Genomic DNA, 14,245 nt, shown 5'->3' on the forward strand with positions numbered 1-14,245 from the left:
AATGAATTATATAAAAAAACAATCACTAACAGATGCTGCTGAACAGCTATGGCATGTGTCTGAACAGTCTTATAGCCATGGATCACCATGGTCGATAAAGCAATTTAGTGCTGATTTGGCTCAGGAAACGAGTGAATATCTTGTGTTGATCAAAGAAAATCGTTGGGTTGGTTTTGTTAGCTATCATTTAATTTTGGATGAAGTTGAATTTACTCATGTTGCGATCCATAAAGATTTTCAGCACCAAGGTTATGGTAGTCTGCTACTTGATCAAGTTATCCAAGAGTTTAATGATAAAAAAGTCTGTCAAGCATTTCTAGAAGTTCGACAGTCCAATTCAGCTGCTCAAAAATTATATGAAAAAAAAGGATTCAAAACAATCAATCGTCGGAAAAACTATTATAATCATCCGAAAGAAGACGGAATTGTTATGTGTTTAAAAGTTAAGGAAGTGAGTCAATGACTTTTTTTTATAAGGAAAGAAAATTAATACTAGCAATTGAAAGTAGTTGTGATGAAACGAGCGTTGCAATTATCGAAGACGGCGCTAAAATTTTGTCGAATATCGTTGCTTCTCAAGTGAAAAGTCACCAACGTTTTGGTGGTGTTGTGCCGGAAGTTGCCAGTCGGCATCATGTAGAAGAAATTACCTTATGTATTGATGATGCACTGGCTGAGGCTAATGTAGAACCAAGTGAATTGAGTGGAGTAGCTGTTACATATGGTCCTGGTTTAGTAGGGGCTTTATTGATTGGTATTTCTGCAGCCAAAGCATTTGCTTGGGCGCATGATTTGCCGCTGATTCCAGTTAATCACATGGCAGGACATATTTATGCAGCTCATTTTGAAGAACCTTTGCAATTTCCTTTGATGGCATTATTGGTAAGTGGTGGACATACAGAGTTGGTCTATATGAAAGAAACGGGTTCATTTGAAATCATTGGAGAGACTAGAGATGATGCTGCTGGGGAAGCTTATGATAAAGTTGGTAGAGTTTTAGGGCTAACCTATCCTAGTGGTAAAGAAATCGATGAACTAGCTCACCAAGGAGAAGATACGTACCATTTTCCTCGAGCAATGATGAAAGAAGATAATTATGATTTTAGTTTTAGTGGATTAAAAAGTTCGTTTATCAACACGGTACATAACGCTCAACAACGAGAAGAAGAACTAGTAGTCAAAGATTTAGCTGCAAGTTTTCAAGCAAGTGTGGTCGATGTACTGGTAGATAAAACAATTCGTGCATGTAAAGAATACCCAGTCAAACAATTAGTGATGGCAGGTGGTGTTGCAGCAAATCAAGGCTTACGTGATCACTTAAGTCAAGAAGTGGCTAAGGAGCTTCCTGATGTGACTTTCATTGTTCCTCCATTTAGATTGTGTGGCGATAATGCTGCAATGATCGGTGCTGCCGCTTTTGTTGAAGCTGAAAAAGGACATGTTGCTGATTATAACTTAAATGCAGATCCTAGTTTGACATTTATGACTATTAAAAAATGAAAATAAATGGTCAAGACTAGGCAGCAAGGAAAATATTTGCTATAATAAATCGAGTTTAATACTGATTCAATGATAAAGAGAGTACTTTATTCTGGGTTAATCAAGCGATTTCGGGAAGGTGGAAGCCGAAAATAATCGAATGAAGGAAACGCACTTTGGAGAATCTGCACAAGCAGACGGTTATCTGCCGTTAACAGATTAAGTGGGTCCGACTTTTATAAAGTGTGGACAATTAGAGTGGTACCGCGGGAAAATCTCGTCTCTGGTGTTTTTTAACACTAGAGGCTTTTTGTTTTTTTATGGAAACTAGTTTACAAAGCAACAATTTTACTAGCAATCACTTAAAGTCATTGATGATTAGCATTAGATAAGAGCGTAAAAAATCAACCAATAGGAGGATGTATAAATGAATAACAAAGAAATCGTAGCAAAGGCCATTTTTGAAGTGGTAAAAGAAGACTTGACGTTAGAAGATGTTACCCAGTTATTAGAAAATCCCAAATCTGTCGATCATGGGGATGTTGCTTTTCCAGCGTTCTCATTAGCTAAAATCTATCGTAAAGCCCCTCAACAAATAGCTGCTGATTTAGCTGAAAAAATTGAAGGAACTGATTTTGAAAAAATTGAAGTCGTAGGTCCATATCTAAACTTTTTCATGAATAAAAAAATGGTCAGTCAAGCAGTGATTGGTCAAATCGCTAAAGAAAAAGGACATTATGGAGATAGCTCAATTGGCGGAAAAGGAAATGTGCCCATCGATATGTCTTCGCCTAATATCGCCAAACCAATTTCTATGGGACATTTACGTTCAACAGTGATCGGAAATTCGATTGCGTTTATTCTTGAAAAAATTGGTTTTACACCGATTCGAATCAATCATTTAGGTGACTGGGGTACCCAATTTGGTAAGTTGATTGTTGCTTACAAAAAATGGGGATCAGAAGAAGCTGTCAAAACAGCTCCGATCACCGAATTATTACGACTTTATGTTCAGTTTCACGAAGAAGCAGAAACACAACCTGAATTAGATGAAGAAGCGCGTGCTTGGTTTAAAAAATTAGAAGAAGGAGACGTTGAGGCAACTGAATTATGGCAATGGTTCCGTACAGAATCATTAAAAGAGTTCGATAAGATTTATTCAATGCTTGAAGTTTCTTTTGATTCATACAACGGAGAAGCTTTCTATAATGATAAAATGGATGAGATCGTAACGATGTTGGAAGAAAAACATCTGCTTCAAGAAAATGAAGGAGCGGAAATCGTTGATCTATCTGCCTATGATTTAAATCCTGCTTTAATCAAAAAATCAGATGGTGCAACGCTTTATATCACGCGTGATTTAGCAGCGGCGGTCTACCGTAAACGTACTTATGACTTTGCAAAAGCTATTTACGTAGTAGGAAATGAACAATCAAATCACTTCAAACAATTAAAAGCAGTCTTGAAAGAACTTGATTTTGACTGGTCAGCGGATATGCATCACATACCTTTTGGTTTGATTACACAAGGTGGTAAAAAACTATCAACTCGTAAAGGGAAAATCGTTTTACTAGAAGAAGTGCTGAATGAAGCAGTTGAATTAGCGAACAAACAAATTATGGAGAAAAATCCTGATTTACCGGATCGTGAAGAAGTTGCGAAACAAGTTGGGATCGGTTCAGTTATTTTCCATGATTTGAAAAATGATCGTATGAATAATTTCGATTTTGTTCTAGAGGAAGTTGTTCGTTTTGAAGGTGAGACAGGTCCGTATGCACAATATACTCATGCTCGTGCAATGAGTATTTTAAGAAAAGCTGACTTCACCATCGATGAAACAAAAGAATATGCTTTAGATGATAAAGACAGTTGGGAAGTAGTTAAGTTATTACAAAAATTCCCAGAAGTTGTCATGTTAGCAGCTGAAAAATATGAACCTTCAGTAATCGCGAAACATGCGATTCAAGTTGCTCAAGCGTTTAATAAGTACTATGCTCATGTTAAAATCTTAACGGATGATGAGCAAAAAGAATCTCGTTTAGCTTTAGTTTATGCAATGGCAACGATTATCAAAGAAGATTTACGTTTACTAGGTTTGCATGCGCCAAATGAAATGTAAAAAGAATCAGAAGATAGTGGAGTAGCTGCTTCAACTATTAGTGACTTAGACAGAACTTAATGAGTTTTGTTTAAGTCACTTTTTTGTTTTGTGCACTAATCTAGTCGATTGGAGCGAAAAAAATGGTACAAAAGCATTCATTGTCTAGAATTTTTTCTAAACTGAAACTTTTGCACCAACATTGTTCGAAGATTATTCGTAGTCTTTTATTTGTTCCAAGTTTGCTGCATTTGATCTAAAAGATCAATGACATCTTTGGTTAAAAACAATGAACGATTCGGTAAAGTTCCTTCGATCATTTCAATCATATTGGTAATTTCGTAATTCAACGCTTGATTACTATCGCCAGAAACAATTGTTTCAATGGTGCCATCGTTGAAAAATATTTTTGCTTCATCTGCCCGAGGGTACTCATTAATAACAATATAAGCCTCTTCAAAAGCAACGATCCCTTGTTTTGGCATTTTCGCTTGGAAGCTTAAAGAGACTGTTGCCATTTCTTGGGCTTCATTTTGCAAGATGGTTGCGGATTGTTCATCGACACCCGTCGAGAATGGTTGCATGACAGACGCTGTGACTTTAGGCTGAGAAGTAAGAAACCAACGTGCAAAAGATACAGCATAGGTACCGATATCTAAAAGGGCACCGCCAGCTAAATCGGGATTGAAAAAACGATTCTCAGGGTCTGGTTCTTTATAACTACCAAAAGGAGCTTGGATCATTTTTAATTTACCAAAGCGTTTTGAGTCAATTTGGCTTCGTAACTCATGATATAAAGGCATATTAAAGATTGTCATTGCCTCAGCTAAAACCAATCCTTTTTCCTCAGCTAATTTCATTGCTTCAGCTAATTCTGCACTATTCATCGTAATAGCTTTTTCGCAAAGAACATGTTTTCCAGCGTTCAATGCTTTTAAGATATGTGAAATATGTTGGCGATTAGGAACAGAGACATAGATAATGTCTATTTTTTCATCAGCTAACAAGTCTTCAAAAGAGCCATAAGCTACAGGAATATCATGTTCTTTAGCAAATAGTTCTGCTTTTTCTAATGTTCGTGATGCAACCGCAGCTATAGTACTGTTTTCTTGTTGAAAACTTTCAGCAAAACTAGTTGCAATTTCTCCAAGCCCGATGATGCCCCATTGGTATTGTTTCATGGTAATTCCTCCTTAAAATGAACGGCTAGCTAGAAAATAGACAAGTCCAGCAAGCTCAGTTTGTCTCAATAAACTAATAAGAAAAAAGATGAAGCAGTTTTAACCTTGATCTTATTATACATGACAAGTCTAAAATGGTGGATTATTTTGGACAGAAGTGTTGAATTGTCTTATTATTTATGTGAAAAGACTGAACGTTTCTTAAAAATACTGAAATAAGCGATTGAAAGAGATGCAATTTTATGATATTTTCAGTAAAATAAGGAAAGGAGGCGAAAGTCATGCACCAAATGTATATTGATATTCTTATTGATGCAATTATAGAGCAATTTGAAACAGAAGAAAAATTTTATACGGACTATCTCCAAACCTCAAAAGAAAATTGGGATAACTGGAAAAAAGGCAGAATCAACCTGACAAATGAAGAAATGCAAAAAGTCAAAAACTTATTTTCTGATTATGAGTGGATGTTGACTCAAAAGATTCTACGCCAAACAATTCTATTTCCAGAAAAACGAAATATTTCAGTTTCTGAATACAAACGACTAAAAACGCTAATAGCTAAGAAGTGGCTGAAATCTGGAGCCGGAATTGCAGAGTTGATTCCTTCAAAAGCAAGTTATGAAGAAGAACAAGCTTTTATTGATTTAAAAGTAACGGTTTCATATGGAGAATGGGGCTTTGATGATATTGTGACTTTTCGATTACCAGCTACATTACAGGGCCAATTACAAGGGTCAAAAGTAGAGTTGCTTGATTGGGTAAATGAAAATTTGATGGGTACTTACGTTGGTGAATAAGTAAGTAAGGGAGTTTTTTTGTGAAACAGATTTTAGGAATTTTATCTGTCATCATAGTTTTAGGTGCCGTAATATTTGTTTTTTTTGGTCATGCGTCAACAAAAGAGAAGACAAATAATACAAGCGAATCTGTAAAAGAAACAAGCTTGGCTGTTTCTACAACTACGTCTGAAATACAAACGGAAACATCAACGACCACGACTACAACGGCTGTTGATTGATTGTATAAAAAAAAACTGATATAATCAGTCAACTATTGTCCAAAACTAGATATTTTTAGTGAAGGAACGAATACAAGAAAAAGTAGGGAATGTATGAATAGTCAAAGGTATAAAAAGAAAAAATCAAAAAAAACCAATTTACCAGCATTATTTGCTGGTTTGTTGATTGTTGGGGTAGCATTCATTTTTTCAATCAATGTATTATCAGACAGCTCAAAAACAGAAGAGACAGTTCAACAAAAAGAGCAGGTATCAAAAGAAGATTTTATTGACAGAATTAGCCCTCATGCAAAGGAATTACAAGCTTCGTATGGTGTTTTACCAAGTATAATTATCGGACAGGGAATTTTAGAATCGAACTGGGGGCAAAGTACATTAGCCTCTAAGTATAATAATCTGTTTGGAATCAAAGCATATGGTGAACAAAAAAAAATCAATCTTGAAACCAGAGAATATATCAATGAAGAATGGATCGTTATTCAAGGCGATTTTAGAGTGTACAACACGTGGGAAGAATCAATGGATGATCACACACGTTTATTTGTTAACGGTGTAACATGGAATCCTCGTTTATACGAACATGTATTGTTGGCAAAAAATTATAAACAGGCAGCGCAAGCTTTACAAGATGCTGGGTATGCAACTGATCCGACTTACGCGGATAAAGTAATTCATGTGATTGAAAGCTATGATCTTAATCAATATGATCATTGAGTAACATATAAAAGGGAGTGGATTAAATGAATGAAAAATGGGTGCCGGAAATTGATACGCCGCTAAAACAAGATATTGTTCGAGTGCCTAAGGTTATTGCACAGGCGAGTGGAATCCGAATTTTTGGAAAAAAAATAAAGTCAATTATTTTCACGACAGATATTGCTATTATTCGAAATACTGATGCAAATGCGGTCATTGCAGTGTATCCGTTCACTCCCCATCCCGCAATTACTAAAAGCATTATTGAAGCAGCGGATATTCCTGTTTTTTCAGGTGTTGGGGGCGGTTTGACGCAAGGTCAGCGTTCTGCTTATATGAGTTTATTTGCAGAAGCGCAAGGTTCGATTGGTGTTGTTTTAAATGGTCCAACACCAGTTGAAACGGTTGAAATGGTTTGTGAGGTGGTGGATATTCCTGTTGTCAGCACGGTAACATCTATTCATACACCGATTGATGAAAAAATAGCGGCAGGAATAACAATGATCAATATTAGTGCAGGTAAAAACACCGCTAAGACCGTTAAATTTTTCCGAGATAAATATCCTGAATTGCCGATTATTGCAACTGGTGGACCAACTGATGAATCTATAACAGAAACAATTGAAGCTGGAGCAAACGCGATAACATACACGCCACCAAGTAATGGTGAGCTTTTTAGCCACAAAATGGATAAATACCGGAATTTAGAAAAAGAGAATGATAGTTAAAATACATACAGAACATGGTTAAAGTAGGCAGGATATTTTTGAGATGGTAATTTAGGACTAAAAACAGTTAAAAGAAAAAAATAATCTGTAGGTTCAATTAGAGACTCTGAAAATTTTTCAATGAAAATAATTTTTTCATTGAAATTTTCAGAGTTTTGTACTATTGTATAGTAATACAACAAGCTTATATATGGTCATAATATGGATGACCGTTTCTACCCAACACCGTAAAAGTTGGTCTATAAGTGAAAAAGAGTCTCAGACCCTTTTTTGCTTATGCAGAAAAGGTCTTTTTGTTTTTTAAAGGAACATTTCATAGAAAAAAGTGATGGAGGAGTCGGAAAAATGGAAGAATTAGTACAACGAATCAAAGAAGATGGTCGTGTTTTAGGTGAGGGTGTCTTGAAAGTGGATAGTTTTGTTACCCATCAAGTGGATCCTAATTTAATGGAAGCGATCGGGTATCGTTTTGCGGAAGTATTTGCAAAATCTGGTATCACAAAAGTTGTTACAATTGAAGCTTCAGGGATAGCTCCTGCACTTTTTGCGGCAAAAAAATTAAATGTACCAATGATTTTTGCGCGTAAAGCAAAAAGTTTAACGATGGACGAAGAGCTATTAACATCTTCTGTTTATTCTTTTACTAAACAAGTAACATGTCAAATCTCTATTTCAAGAAAATTTCTCTCAAGTGAAGATAAAGTGTTGATTATTGATGATTTCCTAGCAAATGGCCAAGCGGCTAAAGGATTGATTGAATTGTGCCAACAAGCTGGAGCACAAGTAGATGGCATTGGTATCGTAATTGAAAAGTCTTTCCAAGATGGACGAGAGCTTTTAGAAGAAATGGGCATGCGTGTAGTGTCGTTAGCTCGTATTGCTTCTTTAAAAGATGGGGAAGTCGAATTTCTTGAGGGGGATGCATAAACTTGGAAAGCAAAGAAAAGCAAAAAGGATCAATCAATCAAGCGGAAGCTGAAAATGGCAAAGCAGCGGTTTTAGGATTACAGCACTTATTAGCAATGTATGCTGGAGCTGTGGCGGTTCCACTATTGATTGGAACGGGATTGAACTTTAATTCAGAGCAAATGACCTATTTGATTTCAATTGACATATTTATGTGTGGCGTTGCGACGTTATTACAATTAACAGTTAATAAATTCTTTGGGATTGGTTTGCCTGTCGTGTTAGGATGTGCGATTCAAGCAGTAGCCCCACTGATTATGATCGGTAACGATAAAGGTGTGGGTGCAATCTATGGTTCGATTATTGCTTCTGGAATATTTGTTGTTTTAGTCTCAGGTATTTTTTCAAAAATCAAAAAGCTATTTCCGCCTTTGGTTACTGGAACTGTAATTACAGTAATCGGTTTGACATTGATTCCTGTAGCGGTTGAAAAAATGGGTGGCGGATTAGCAGCAGCTCCTGATTTTGGCAATACAACCAATTTACTTCTGGCTTTTGTGACGATAGGTTTGATTATTGTTATTCAAGTTTGGGGTAGAGGGTTTATAAAATCAATTGCTGTATTAGTTGGTCTGATTGGTGGAACAGTTTTAGCGGCTGTGCTGGGTCAAGTTGATTTAGCGCCAGTAGGTGAAGCAACATGGTTCCATTTTCCGCAACCATTTTACTTCGGTACACCGACATTTGATCTTTCTTCGATTGTATTGATGATCATTATTTCGATTGTTAGTATGGTTGAATCAACAGGTGTTTATTTTGCTCTGGGTGATATCACGGGCAAACGTGTTGGTGAAGAAGAATTGAAAAAAGGATATCGAGCAGAAGGGTTAGCCGTTATTTTAGGTGGGATTTTTAATACATTTCCTTATACCGGTTTTTCTCAAAATGTTGGATTAGTTCAGTTGTCTGGAATCAAGACGCGTCGTCCTATTTATTATTCTGCATTTTTCCTAATTGCTTTAGGTTTATTGCCAAAAGTCGGCGCAGTTGCTCAAATAATTCCAGAGCCAGTATTAGGTGGTGGGATGCTTGTGATGTTTGGTATGGTAGCTGTTCAAGGGATGCGTATGCTATCGAAAGTTGATTATAACAATGATAAAAACTTATTGATCATTGCAGTTTCGATCGGTTTCGGATTAGGATTTAATATGATTCCAACATTATTCCAGCAAATGCCGGAAACGGTGAGAATGTTTACTGGAAATGGGATCGTTATGAGTAGTTTAACAGCAATCATTTTGAATTTATTATTCAATGGACTCAAAGATGAGGATCAAACAGAAGTATTTTAATATAGAAAAAACCGGACGTTTTTCCGGTTTTTCTTTTTTTATGAGTGTAATACGAACATTAAGATTAAAAAAAACTATAATATTCGATTTAATTTTGACACATAGGAATTCCATTGATAAAATATAAGAGAATAGAGAAGGAAAGGGGAATGTTATGTCTGTCATAGTTTCAGTGGTAATGGGAAGTACATCTGATTGGCCAACAATGAAACATGCGTGTGATTGCTTGGATGAGTTTGATATATCATATGAAAAAAAAGTGGTATCGGCTCATCGAACGCCTGATTATATGTTCAATTATGCAGAACAGGCACGTGATCGTGGAATTAAAGTTATTATAGCAGGAGCTGGCGGTGCGGCTCATTTACCAGGAATGATCGCAGCCAAAACAACTCTGCCGGTGATTGGGGTTCCAATTCAATCAAAAGCATTGAATGGATTAGATTCGTTATTATCAATTGTTCAGATGCCTGGCGGTGTTCCAGTTGCAACAACTGCAATCGGAAAAGCAGGAGCTGTCAACGCCGGACTACTTGCAGTTCAGATGCTTTCCATGTATGATGTAGAGTTAGCAGGGAAATTAGACGCACGACGTAAATTTCTTGAAGAAACTGTGATGGAAAGTAGTGATGAACTTGAATAAACCTCTATTGCCAGGACAAATGATCGGGATTATTGGTGGCGGACAACTAGGTAGAATGATGGCGCTTAGTGCACGGGAGATGGGCTTTCGTGTTGGTGTCTTAGATCCGACCGTGGACTGTCCTGCTGCCCAAGTAGCAGATTGGCACTTATTGGCTGATTATGACGATATAGAAGCATTAGAAGAATTAGCAAAACGATCGCAGGTTTTAACTTATGAATTTGAGAATGTCGATGTTGAAGCATTGATGCAGGTTCAAGACTTAGTAAGCATTCCGCAAGGGACAGATTTGTTAGCCATTACCCAAGATCGTTTACTAGAGAAGTCTTTCTTAGAAGCAAATAATATTGTTATTGCTCCTTTTGCTACAATTGTTAGCCCGACAGATATTCAAGACGCTATTGATGGAATCGGCTATCCTTGCGTGTTAAAAACAACACGAGGCGGCTACGACGGAAAGGGTCAATATGTTTTATATAGTGCATCTGATCTTGCGCCTTCAATGAACATCCTTAGAGAAGGAACTTGTGTGTTAGAAGCTTGGATTCCGTATGAGAAAGAAATTTCAGTATTGGTCAGTGGAAATGGACAAGGTGAAATCACAGTTTTTCCTGTGGTTGAAAACATTCATCGAAATAATATTTTGCATGAAACAATTGCTCCAGCAAGAGTTTCCGAAGAAGTCGTTGAAGAAGCTCAGCGTATTGCTCGTGTTATTGCGCAGTCAGTTGATTTAGCAGGCACCTTGGCAGTAGAGATGTTTTTAACGAATAATGGCGGTATTTATGTAAATGAACTAGCACCAAGACCGCATAATTCAGGACATTATTCAATTGAAGCGTGTTCTATGAGTCAATTTGATGCTCACATTCGTGGAATCTGTGGTTGGCCTTTACCAGAAGTTGAACTACTATCAGACGCAGTAATGGTCAATATTTTAGGAAATGAAATCTATGAAACAATGGACGTGATTTCTGAAAAACCAGACTGGAATTTTCATTATTATGGTAAAGCAGAAGCGAAAAGAGATAGAAAAATGGGACATATCACGATTTTAACAAAAGACATCTTTGAAACATTAGAAGATATATATCAAACCAATATTTGGGATTAAAAAGGGGAAAACAAACGAATGATTGATCGCTATACTCGACCAGAAATGGGCGCTATTTGGACAGATGAGAACCGTTATAAAGCATGGTTAGAAGTAGAAATTTTAGCTGATGAAGCGTGGGCTGAATTAGGAGATATTCCTAAAGAGGATGTGCAAAAAATTCGTGACAATGCATCTTTTGATGTGGAGCGGATTTTAGAAATCGAAGCTGAAACTAGACATGATGTGGTTGCTTTTACTCGTGCAGTATCTGAAACGTTGGGCGAAGAGCGCAAGTGGGTCCATTACGGTTTAACAAGTACGGATGTTGTTGATACAGCTTACGGCTATTTGCTAAAACAAGCGAATGATATTTTGCGGGAAGATTTGAAGAAATTTACTGCAATCATTGGTGAAAAAGCGAAGGAACATCAACATACTGTTATGATGGGACGCACACATGGTGTTCATGCAGAACCAACGACCTTTGGATTGAAGTTAGCTTTGTGGTATTCAGAAATGAAGAGAAACGTAGAGCGTTTTGAACATGCGGCTAAAGGTGTGGAAGCCGGAAAAATCAGTGGAGCGGTAGGAACTTTCGCAAATATCTCACCCTTTGTTGAAGAATATGTCTGTGAGCATTTAGGCATTCGAGCGCAAGAAATTTCTACCCAAGTCTTGCCTCGTGATTTGCATGCGGAATATTTATCAGCAATGGCGTTAATTGCGACAAGTATTGAAAAATTTGCGACAGAAATTCGTGGTTTACAAAAATCGGAAACACGAGAAGTAGAAGAGTTCTTTGCGAAAGGTCAAAAAGGTTCTTCTGCTATGCCTCATAAACGGAATCCAATCGGTTCTGAAAATATGACTGGATTAGCTCGTGTGATTCGTGGACATATGGTGACGGCCTACGAAAACGTAACTTTATGGCATGAACGAGATATTTCTCATTCTTCAGCTGAACGAATCATTATTCCTGATACAACGATTTTATTAGATTATATGTTAAACCGTTTTTCTAACATTGTAAAAAATCTAACGGTATTTCCAGAAAATATGAATCGAAACATGGATGCAACATACGGTTTGATTTATAGTCAACGTGTATTGTTGAAATTGATCGATCATGGTATGACAAGAGAAGCTGCATATGATTTAGTACAACCAAAAACAGCTTATGCATGGGATCATCAAACAGCATTTAGACCTTTGCTGGAAGCAGATGAAAAAATCACATCGATTTTATCTAAAGAAGAATTAGATGATGCGTTTGATTATAACTATCATTTGAAAAATGTCGATATTATTTTCCAACGTGTCGGCTTAATTTAAATAAAAAAGCACTCTCACAGTCAGTTGTGGGAGTGCTTTTTTATTTAAATACTAATCTCTTGAAATGTTCGAATCGGTGAAGAGACTGGAGCTTTCAACATAGAAAGTAAATGGTCTATCAATAGATAAGTACATTCTTCGGAATTAAAATATACGTGAAGACAATAGGTGTTTTTAAAAAAGTGTTGCTCATGTATTTGGTGTATAACTAATTCTTCATTGTGATTATTCATATAACGGAACGTTCGTTTTCTTCGTTCAGAGTGACGATGTGCTGCTCGTTTTAAATTTTTGAATGTATAGTAAGAACTGTGCTGATTTAGCTTATGGACTTCTTCTAATGCTAGTAAATCATTATACAATTTTGTTCTTTCTGCAGGAATTAAACCTGCTAAAAACGCTTGCGCCAAGTGGTCATAATCGCTAGTCATCCTTATGTTCCCTCCCAAAAATCATCACTACTTAATTAAAAAATAAAGTGAATTTTCTAAAGATTTATTTTCATTTAGCATACCACTTTTCCTAATAGTTGTAAATGCTTACAGGTGTTTTTTAATAGTTGGTATGTGACTCGTGATTAAACACGAACATTAATTAGATTTATAGCTCGTATTGTTAATATATTCTTGACGGTGAGTAACCGACTTGTTAAACTATAGATGGATAAAACGAACTATTTATTATATTTTATACAATATCGTACGGTAAAGGATGTGCAGGGGTAGTGAATGAGAAGAACTTGTTATACGAAGGAAAAGCCAAAAGATTGTTTAAAACAGATGATCCTCGAAAGTTAAGAGTGGAGTATTTGGATCAAGCAACTGCGTTAAATGGTGTTAGGAAAGATATGATAAAAGGGAAAGCATCGTTGAATAATCAGATCACAGCAATTGTTTTCGAACAGTTGAAGCAAGAAGGTATTCAAAATCATTTTATCGAAATATTATCAAAACACGAACAATTGGTAGAAGCACTGGAGATTATCCCGTTGGAAGTGGTAGTTAGGAATGTTTCAGCTGGAAGTTTTGCGAAACGCTTAGCCGTACCAGAAGGGCAACAACTTGAATTTCCAATTTTAGAATTTTATTACAAAGAGGATCGTCTGGATGATCCAATTATCAATGAAGATCATATTAAACTTTTAAAAATCGCAACGGAGCAAGAGATTAGAATGATAAAAGATGAAGCTCGCAAGGTAAATGAAGCCTTGATCGAATTATTTAACAAGATCGAGATTCGTTTGATCGACTTCAAAATAGAGTTTGGCAGACGACCTGATGGAACGATTTTGTTAGCAGATGAAGTGACACCTGATACCTGCCGTTTATGGGATGAAAAATCAAATGACTATTTAGATAAAGATGTGTACCGTAAAAACTTAGGAGAAATCGTACCTGTTTACCAAGAAGTACTGGATCGACTTGAAAAAAATTTTAACCAAAAATAAAGGAGAATTGCGAATTATGTATGTTGTAAAAGTATACGTTACTTATAAAGATTCTGTTTTAGACCCTCAAGGTGAAGCGGTCAAAGGAGCGGTTCATCGTCTTGGTTTTGACGAAATTGAGGAGATTCGCATTGGAAAATATTTTGAAATCAAAGTAAGAAAAGCAGAACGACCTATCGAGACAACAATTGAAGACATTTGTGATAAGCTGCTAGCCAACGTTAATATGGAGACGTATCGCTACGAAATCAAGGAGGAAGTCTGAG

16 protein-coding genes, 1 riboswitch and 1 other annotated feature are annotated in these 14,245 nt (G+C 36.5%); of the genes, 14 read left to right on the top strand and 2 right to left on the bottom strand.

Annotated features, from left to right (window positions below; translation table 11 throughout):
• Nucleotide 1: 1 nt before the first annotated feature.
• The 3 genes from rimI (at nucleotide 2) to argS (ending at nucleotide 3,598) form a co-directional block, all read left to right on the top strand.
• Nucleotides 2-463, top strand: coding sequence for a ribosomal protein S18-alanine N-acetyltransferase (gene rimI / locus JZO69_RS05105; RefSeq protein ID WP_207111805.1), 462 nt, complete (start codon nucleotides 2-4; stop codon nucleotides 461-463).
• Nucleotides 460-1,500 carry a tRNA (adenosine(37)-N6)-threonylcarbamoyltransferase complex transferase subunit TsaD gene (tsaD, locus tag JZO69_RS05110; RefSeq protein WP_207111806.1) on the top strand — a complete coding sequence of 347 codons (1,041 nt, stop codon included), beginning with the start codon at nucleotides 460-462 and terminating at the stop codon, nucleotides 1,498-1,500. The genes rimI and tsaD overlap by 4 nt, the downstream gene beginning before the upstream one ends.
• Before the next feature lie 60 nt (nucleotides 1,501-1,560).
• Nucleotides 1,561-1,767: a binding site (T-box leader), on the top strand.
• A 139-nt stretch (nucleotides 1,768-1,906) separates the two neighbouring features.
• Entirely contained in the window at nucleotides 1,907-3,598 is a 1,692-nt protein-coding gene (gene argS, locus JZO69_RS05115; RefSeq protein ID WP_207111807.1) for an arginine--tRNA ligase, read from the top strand.
• A 206-nt stretch (nucleotides 3,599-3,804) separates the two neighbouring features.
• On the opposite strand, the gene JZO69_RS05120 is transcribed toward argS, so the two are convergent.
• Nucleotides 3,805-4,758, bottom strand: a complete 954-nt coding sequence (locus JZO69_RS05120) for a Gfo/Idh/MocA family protein (RefSeq protein ID WP_207111808.1) — start codon at nucleotides 4,756-4,758, stop codon at nucleotides 3,805-3,807.
• 281 nt (nucleotides 4,759-5,039) lie between these two features.
• Between JZO69_RS05120 and JZO69_RS05125 the strand changes: the two genes are divergently transcribed.
• The 9 genes from JZO69_RS05125 to purB all read left to right on the top strand — a co-directional run bounded on the left by JZO69_RS05125 (nucleotide 5,040) and on the right by purB (nucleotide 12,532).
• Complete coding sequence (locus JZO69_RS05125; RefSeq protein ID WP_207111809.1) at nucleotides 5,040-5,558, top strand: hypothetical protein; 519 nt, start codon at nucleotides 5,040-5,042, stop codon at nucleotides 5,556-5,558.
• A gap of 20 nt (nucleotides 5,559-5,578) precedes the next feature.
• Nucleotides 5,579-5,779: a hypothetical protein gene (locus JZO69_RS05130; protein WP_207111810.1), complete on the top strand. Its 201-nt coding sequence runs from the start codon at nucleotides 5,579-5,581 to the stop codon at nucleotides 5,777-5,779.
• Between the two features lie 93 nt (nucleotides 5,780-5,872).
• Entirely contained in the window at nucleotides 5,873-6,493 is a 621-nt protein-coding gene (locus tag JZO69_RS05135; RefSeq protein WP_207111811.1) for a glycoside hydrolase family 73 protein, read from the top strand.
• A gap of 26 nt (nucleotides 6,494-6,519) precedes the next feature.
• Nucleotides 6,520-7,203, top strand: a complete 684-nt coding sequence (locus JZO69_RS05140; RefSeq protein WP_207111812.1) for a beta/alpha barrel domain-containing protein — start codon at nucleotides 6,520-6,522, stop codon at nucleotides 7,201-7,203.
• Between the two features lie 164 nt (nucleotides 7,204-7,367).
• Nucleotides 7,368-7,465, top strand: a riboswitch (purine riboswitch).
• Nucleotides 7,466-7,548: 83 nt separating this feature from the next.
• Complete coding sequence (locus tag JZO69_RS05145) at nucleotides 7,549-8,130, top strand: xanthine phosphoribosyltransferase (protein ID WP_207111813.1); 582 nt, start codon at nucleotides 7,549-7,551, stop codon at nucleotides 8,128-8,130.
• A 2-nt stretch (nucleotides 8,131-8,132) separates the two neighbouring features.
• On the top strand, nucleotides 8,133-9,461 hold the full coding sequence (locus JZO69_RS05150) for a nucleobase:cation symporter-2 family protein (RefSeq protein WP_207111814.1): 1,329 nt from the start codon (nucleotides 8,133-8,135) through the stop codon (nucleotides 9,459-9,461).
• A 154-nt stretch (nucleotides 9,462-9,615) separates the two neighbouring features.
• Nucleotides 9,616-10,104: a 5-(carboxyamino)imidazole ribonucleotide mutase gene (gene purE, locus JZO69_RS05155; RefSeq protein WP_207111815.1), complete on the top strand. Its 489-nt coding sequence runs from the start codon at nucleotides 9,616-9,618 to the stop codon at nucleotides 10,102-10,104.
• Nucleotides 10,097-11,218, top strand: a complete 1,122-nt coding sequence (gene purK / locus JZO69_RS05160; RefSeq protein ID WP_207111860.1) for a 5-(carboxyamino)imidazole ribonucleotide synthase — start codon at nucleotides 10,097-10,099, stop codon at nucleotides 11,216-11,218. The genes purE and purK overlap by 8 nt, the downstream gene beginning before the upstream one ends.
• An 18-nt stretch (nucleotides 11,219-11,236) precedes the next feature.
• Nucleotides 11,237-12,532: an adenylosuccinate lyase gene (gene purB / locus JZO69_RS05165; protein ID WP_207111816.1), complete on the top strand. Its 1,296-nt coding sequence runs from the start codon at nucleotides 11,237-11,239 to the stop codon at nucleotides 12,530-12,532.
• A 44-nt stretch (nucleotides 12,533-12,576) separates the two neighbouring features.
• Here purB and JZO69_RS05170 read toward each other — a convergent pair whose 3' ends face one another.
• Nucleotides 12,577-12,963 carry a hypothetical protein gene (locus JZO69_RS05170; protein ID WP_207111817.1) on the bottom strand — a complete coding sequence of 129 codons (387 nt, stop codon included), beginning with the start codon at nucleotides 12,961-12,963 and terminating at the stop codon, nucleotides 12,577-12,579.
• A 293-nt stretch (nucleotides 12,964-13,256) separates the two neighbouring features.
• On the opposite strand from JZO69_RS05170, the gene purC reads away from it, so the two are divergent.
• Nucleotides 13,257-13,979 (top strand): phosphoribosylaminoimidazolesuccinocarboxamide synthase, encoded by a 723-nt coding sequence (purC, locus tag JZO69_RS05175; RefSeq protein ID WP_207111818.1) that lies wholly within the window; start codon nucleotides 13,257-13,259, stop codon nucleotides 13,977-13,979.
• Nucleotides 13,980-13,995: 16 nt separating this feature from the next.
• The gene (gene purS, locus JZO69_RS05180) at nucleotides 13,996-14,244 is read left to right on the top strand and encodes a phosphoribosylformylglycinamidine synthase subunit PurS (RefSeq protein ID WP_207111819.1); all 249 of its coding nucleotides are present in this window, start codon (nucleotides 13,996-13,998) and stop codon (nucleotides 14,242-14,244) included.
• The last annotated feature ends 1 nt before the right edge of the window (nucleotide 14,245 follow it).

Origin of the sequence: Candidatus Enterococcus ikei, assembly GCF_017316105.1 — a bacterium.
GTDB classification, from domain to species: domain Bacteria; phylum Bacillota; class Bacilli; order Lactobacillales; family Enterococcaceae; genus Enterococcus_L; species Enterococcus_L ikei.